This window comes from Streptomyces sp. S6 (assembly GCF_054880855.1).
This window is the reverse complement of the sequence record NZ_JBTYMC010000362.1, coordinates 1-6,041: the sequence shown is the minus strand read 5'-3', so window position 1 is coordinate 6,041 and position 6,041 is coordinate 1. Positions and strand designations below refer to the sequence as shown.

At 74.4% G+C, this 6,041-nt stretch carries 4 protein-coding genes; 2 read left to right on the top strand and 2 right to left on the bottom strand.

Translation table 11 applies throughout. From position 1 onward, the window contains the following. Positions 1-598: 598 nt before the first annotated feature. Positions 599-2,032, bottom strand: coding sequence for a DUF4192 domain-containing protein (locus ACVNF4_RS31120; protein ID WP_461806226.1), 1,434 nt, complete (start codon positions 2,030-2,032; stop codon positions 599-601). 246 nt (positions 2,033-2,278) lie between these two features. Between ACVNF4_RS31120 and ACVNF4_RS31115 the strand changes: the two genes are divergently transcribed. Further along, positions 2,279-4,444 carry a RecQ family ATP-dependent DNA helicase gene (locus tag ACVNF4_RS31115; RefSeq protein WP_461806225.1) on the top strand — a complete coding sequence of 722 codons (2,166 nt, stop codon included), beginning with the start codon at positions 2,279-2,281 and terminating at the stop codon, positions 4,442-4,444. Positions 4,445-4,731: 287 nt separating this feature from the next. Beyond that, the gene (locus ACVNF4_RS31110) at positions 4,732-5,352 is read left to right on the top strand and encodes a hypothetical protein (protein ID WP_461806224.1); all 621 of its coding nucleotides are present in this window, start codon (positions 4,732-4,734) and stop codon (positions 5,350-5,352) included. A gap of 232 nt (positions 5,353-5,584) precedes the next feature. Here the strand turns inward: ACVNF4_RS31110 and ACVNF4_RS31105 are convergent. Further along, on the bottom strand, positions 5,585-6,041 hold a 457-nt coding region (locus tag ACVNF4_RS31105), incomplete at its 5' end, for a hypothetical protein (protein ID WP_461806223.1).

Here is a 6,041-nt window from a genome sequence, read left to right as displayed (position 1 = left end):
CCGCCGGCCGGTCCCCGGGGCGTCCGTCCCAGGAGCCGCCCGGGGATCTCGTCCCGGTCCGGCGAAGGGGGCCCGCCGCGGGCGGAGGGCGGAGTCGGTTGATGCATGCGGTGACTTCTTCTGCTCTCTGTACGCCACGGGCGGGTGCGGCGCCGGGGAGGGGCCCCGACAGCACTGGGGCGGTACGGCGACGCGGGCCGCGCGGAAGTTCCGCCACTCAGGTGAACGGGACGGGGCTCCCCCTGGTCACGCCCGAAGCCGCAAGGCCACTCCGAATGGCGGTGCGTACGACCGCGTCCGAACAGCCACCCCGAGACGCCGTCCTCCCGACGGCCACCCGACGGCCACCATTGGACGCGGCCTTCCCGACGGCCACCGGACAACGGCCTCCTGACGCCGCCTTCCCCGAACCCACCGGACAGCCGTCCCCGCGCCCGGCTCTTCACCTCCCCCGCCCGACGCCCGCCGGACAACCGCCACCGCCCCTCCCTCACCCGGCACCCGCCGAAGGAACCCCGCTGATCCGCTCCACCGCCCCACCACCCGCCGGCCGACCACCGACTCCGCCACCCGGCCGCCCCCACCGGCCCGCCCCCGCTCACTCCGCCCCGGCCGTCTCCTCCCCGCCGGAGATCACCTCCTCCTCGGGAGCACTCCGCTGCCGCACGACCCTCTGCCCCGGGGTACGCGGACGCGTGCCCTTCACCGGCGGTCGGGTACGGGACGCCCGCCGCGTGCTCGCTCCCGCCTCGGTGGACACGCCGCTCCTGGAGCGCGCCCGGCGCCGGGGAGCCGGTGCCGCCTCCTCGGCGTCCACCGGCACCTCGGCCTCCACGACGGCCTCCCGCACCCCCTCGGGCCGCCGCCCCTCCCGCTCCGACCGCAGGCACCGTCGGACCGACTCCGGGTCGAGCCCCTCGTTGCACGCCTGGTGCAGCAGCGCCGCGAAGAGGTAGTCGGGGTCGGCGCCCAGTGCCATGGCGAGCGCCTCGCGCGCTTCGAGTTCGTCGCCGAGGGACCAGGCCACCCAGCCGGCCAGGGCGAGGGGCGCGGCTGCGTACTCGCTGTAGGAGAGGACGCAGCGCCGGGCCAGGGCACGCCACAGGCGCAGGGCGGGGAGTGCCTCATCGCCCTCCATCCATTCGGCGGCGCGGTCCCGGGTCGTGCGGTCCTGGAGGCCGAAGATCAGCCGGGCCGCCTCCTCCGCGCCGACCAGCGCGTCGTCCCGGCGGTCGGAGAGGAGCGGGCCGCCCACGGCGGGGGCTTCGGCGAGGCGCCGTACGAGCCGTTCGGCGAGGGCCATCGTCTCCTCGGCGACCTGGGCGCTCTCGCCGTCGAGGATGCGGGGGACGACCTCCTCCGCGACGCGGTCCAGCGTCTCCTCCTGTTCCCGGACGTCTCCGGTCTCCCAGGGGAGCATCCGGGCCCGGAAGTCCTTGAGGGTGCCGCGGACCTGGAGTCCGGCGTAGGTCGCGGCGGCGGCGAGGACGGACGTCCCGGGGAGGGTCATCGGGGCGCCCTCCTGCGGACAGCAGCCGTCGCCGGGGCAGCAATACGACCAGAAGCGCCCGCCGGAGACGCAGAGCGCCTCGATGACGGGGATGTCGAGGAGCCCGCACTGGACGCGCAGGTACTGGGCGAGGGGCCGCAGCCGTTCCATGACCTCTTGGGCCGTCTCTCCGGGCCCCGGCTCCTGGCAGACGTAGGCGACCATCTGCTCGGGCCGCATCCCCCGGCGTTCCGCGCCCTTCACCAGTCCTTCGACGAAGAGGCCGGCCACCTCCTTCCAGGTGCCGGGGTCGCGGGGGATGCCGAGTCCGCCGCGGGGGCCGAAGCGGCTCTGGCCGTCCTGCTCGCACAGGGAGACGAGGATCATGCTGTCCTCGGGGCGGTAGCCGAGCAGGTAGGGCACGGCGTCCGCGAGTTCGGCGGGGGTCTTGAGGGTGAGGCCGTGGGTCTCGGGGTCGTACGGCACGAGGCTGTCGAATGTGCCGTTGTCGAAGGGTTCAGGTGTTTCGCTGTGATTCGTCATGCGGTGACGATCTCGCGAATCGCGACTTCTCGCTCGGCCTGTGGATAACTCCGGTCAGGGACACGTCATTTCAGGTGCCGGCCTCCCCCAACTCGATGCACCCCTCCCCCGAACTCAGGTCCCGCCCTCCCCCGGCTCAGGTGCCGACTCCCCCGATTCAGACACCGCCCCGCCCCGCCCCACCGCCCCCTCTCCGCGCCCCGGCCGTCCGCCCGCGTTGTCGGCCCCGTCCTGTTGTATGGACGCATGCAGCACACCAGCAACGCGGATCTGCGGGCGGAGGCCGACTCGGTCCTCGCCCGGCTCGTCGGGGACCCCAGCGGCCGGGCCCGGCTGAGGGAGGACCAGTGGCGGGCGGTCGAGGCGCTGGTCGCCGAGGGCAGACGGGCGCTGGTGGTGCAGCGGACCGGATGGGGCAAGTCCGCGGTGTACTTCGTGGCGACCGCCCTCCTGCGGACCCGGGGCGCGGGCCCGACGGTGATCGTGTCGCCGCTGCTCGCGCTGATGCGCAACCAGGTCGACGCGGCGGCGCGCGCGGGCGTGCGGGCACGGACGATCAACTCGGCCAACACGGAGGAGTGGGACTCGGTCCAGGACGAGATCGCGGAGGGCGTCGTGGACGTCCTGCTGATCAGCCCGGAGCGCCTCAACCACCCGGACTTCCGCGACCGCGTCCTGCCCTCCCTGGCCGCCGCAACGGGCCTGCTCGTGGTCGACGAGGCGCACTGCATCTCCGACTGGGGCCACGACTTCCGCCCGGACTACCGCCGGCTGCGCACGATGCTGGCCGACCTCCCCGCGGGCGTCCCGGTCCTGGCGACGACGGCGACGGCCAACGCACGCGTGACGGCCGACGTCGCGGAGCAGCTCGGCACGGGCGCCGCGTCGGACGCGCTGGTGCTGCGCGGTCCGCTGAACCGGGAGAGCCTGAGCCTGAACGTGCTGCGGCTGCCGGACGCCGCGCACCGCCTGGCCTGGCTCGCCGACCACCTGGACGACCTGCCGGGCTCCGGCATCGTCTACACGCTGACGGTGGCCGCCGCCGAGGAGGTCACCGCGTTCCTCCGGCAGCGCGGGCACGCGGTCGCGTCGTACACCGGCCGCACCGAGAACGCGGAGCGGCAGCAGGCCGAGGAGGATCTGCTCGGCAACAAGGTCAAGGCGCTGATCGCGACGTCCGCCCTGGGGATGGGGTTCGACAAGCCGGACCTCGGATTCGTCGTCCACCTCGGCTCGCCCTCCTCCCCCATCGCCTACTACCAGCAGGTGGGCCGCGCGGGGCGCGGCGTCGACCACGCGGAGGTGCTGCTGCTGCCGGGCCGGGAGGACGAGGCGATCTGGGAGTACTTCGCCTCCCTCGCGTTCCCCGCCGAGGAACTGGTGCGCCGTACGCTCGACGTCCTCGCGCGCGCCGAGAGGCCGATGTCGCTGCCCGCGCTGGAGCCTCTGGTGGAGCTGCGCCGCTCCCGTCTGGAGAGCATGCTCAAGGTCCTCGACGTGGACGGGGCGGTCCGACGCGTGAAGGGCGGCTGGAGTGCGACGGGACAGCCGTGGTCGTACGACGCGGACCGCTACGCGTGGGTAGCGCGCCAGCGCGCGGCGGAGCAGCGGGCGATGCGCGAGTACGGCACGACGACGGGCTGCCGGATGGAGTTCCTGCAACGGCAGCTGGACGACGAGACGGCGGAGCCCTGCGGCCGGTGCGACAACTGCGCGGGCGCGCGTTTCACGGCCGACGCGTCGACGGCCGCGCTGGACGCCGCGCGCGTGGACCTGGACCGGGCGGGCGTCGAGGTGGAGCCCCGCCGGATGTGGCCGACGGGGCTCGCGGCGGTCGGCATGGACCTCAAGGGCCGTATCCCGGCCGGTGAGCAGGCGGCGTCCGGGCGGGCGCTCGGGCGGCTGTCGGACATCGGCTGGGGCAACCGGCTGCGCCCCCTGCTCGCCCCGCAGGCGCCGGACGGGCCGGTGCCGGACGACGTGGCGCGGGCCGTGGTGGGGGTGCTGGCCGACTGGGCGAAGGGACCCGGCGGCTGGGCGTCCGGCGCGGCGGACGTGCCCGCACGCCCGGTCGGTGTGGTGACGATCCCCTCGCGTACGCGCGCGTCGCTGATCGGTTCGCTGGCCGTGCACATCGCGGACGTCGGCCGGCTGCCGCTGCTGGGCGGTCTGGAGTACGCGGAGGGCTCTTCCCGGGTCGCCCGCAGCAACAGCGCGCAGCGGCTGAAGGCGCTCGACGGGGCGCTGTTCGTGCCGCCCGCGCTGGCCGCCGCGCTCGACGGGGCCCAGGGTCCGGTCCTCCTGGTGGACGACCTCAGCGAGACCGGCTGGACGCTGGCGGTCGCCGCGCGGATGCTCCGCCGGGCGGGTGCCCGGGGGGTGATGCCGCTGGTCCTGGCGCTCCAGGGTTGAGCCAACGCCTGGGGAGGCAGACATCAGGAGGTACAGGATCACACCGGCGTGTCGCACCTCGCGTCCCCGTCGTCCCGCGCGTAAAACCCGGGGTAGTGATATAAGCCATGTAACGGCACATAACAGTCGGTGATCCCAATTGCTCGTTGCCGCATTCCAGTTCGACAGCAAGAATTGAGGTCCGCTCCCCGTAACGGTCCGCCCGAGGTCAGGCAGGGCTCTGTTTGCGGTGTGTGCCCCCCGAATTCGCCCCGCCCGCTGTGTGGGCCGTAGCCGAAGGGAGGATCGTGACCTTCGGATTCGCGCCGTCCTCGGCGGCATCGCTCTCGACGTCCGCGTCCGCCGCTTCCGCCAGCCGCTTGCTCGAACCCGCGGAGTGGGCCGCGGCGGGGATTCCGCTGCTGCGCAACCCGCGCGAGGTCGTGAGCGGACTGCACGCGCGGCACAGGCCGAGACCGTCCACCGCGATCGTCGCCGTGCTCGACCCGGACGAACGGCTGCGGGCCAGCGCCTCGTTCGTGCGCCGCCCGGCCCCGGCCGACGGCTGGATGTTCCGCAACGCGCTCCTCGCCCAGTTGCGCCGGGTGATCCCGCACGACCTGCGGCGGCGGACCCCGGTGCGGACGGCGGTGCTGCTCTACTGCCGTGAGGGCGACGCGCGCTGGACCGAGGAGGACGGCGCGTGGATGTGGGGCCTGAGGGACGCGTGCACGCTGCACGGGCTGCGCTGCGGGGCGTACATCACCCTCACGCGTGACGGCTGGCAGGTGCTGGGCGAGGGCCGGGGCGGTCGCAGCCCCAACTCCGAGTCGCTGCCGGAACCTTTCGGCCTCTCGGAGGTACCGCCCCCGCTCCCCCGGACGGGCGGCGCCGTCTCGGACGTCCTGAGGCGCGCGGCAGCCCGCTGAGCACCCGCCGGGGACGGCATGACGGACGGGCCGCGGTGCGTCGTCACGACAGACCGCGGCCCTCGGGAACCCGGCCGGCCTCTCAGCCGTTCACGGTGTACGAGGCCCTGACGAGGCGTACGCGATCCGCAGCGCCCCCTCGGTCAGTACCCCCGTCGGGGCACGCCGAAGGACGCGTGCGCCGAAACCCCCGTTCGTGCGCACGCGTGGGGCAGGCCCCGCCGGGGTCGGGTCAGATCTCGGCGGCGAGTACCGCGTTGACGCGCTGCGGTTCACCGCAGACGATCAGCAGGGCACCCGCTTTGGTACGGGCCAGCGGCAGGACGGTGGCGACGGCGTCGTCCGGACCGCCATTGACGGCGAGGACGACGACGGGGCGCTGGGCGGCGCGGCTCGCGAGGGCGGCGTCCGTGCAGAAGACGTCGTCACGCGCGTCGTGCTGGGCCCAGTAGGACGCCTCGCCGAAGGACAGTTCGTGGGCGGACCAGGGGTGTTGGGCGCCGGTGGTGATCACCAGCACCTCGCCGGGGGCGCGGCCCGACTCCAGCAGCAGGTCCACAGCCTCGTCGGCGGCGTCGAGAGCGCCGTCCGCCGAAGCCGGGATCACCTGGATCTGGACCGCCGCCGGGGCGGCAGGGGCCGTGTCGCGCGGGGTGCGCTGCGCCGGGGGCGTCGGCCGCAGAGGGCCG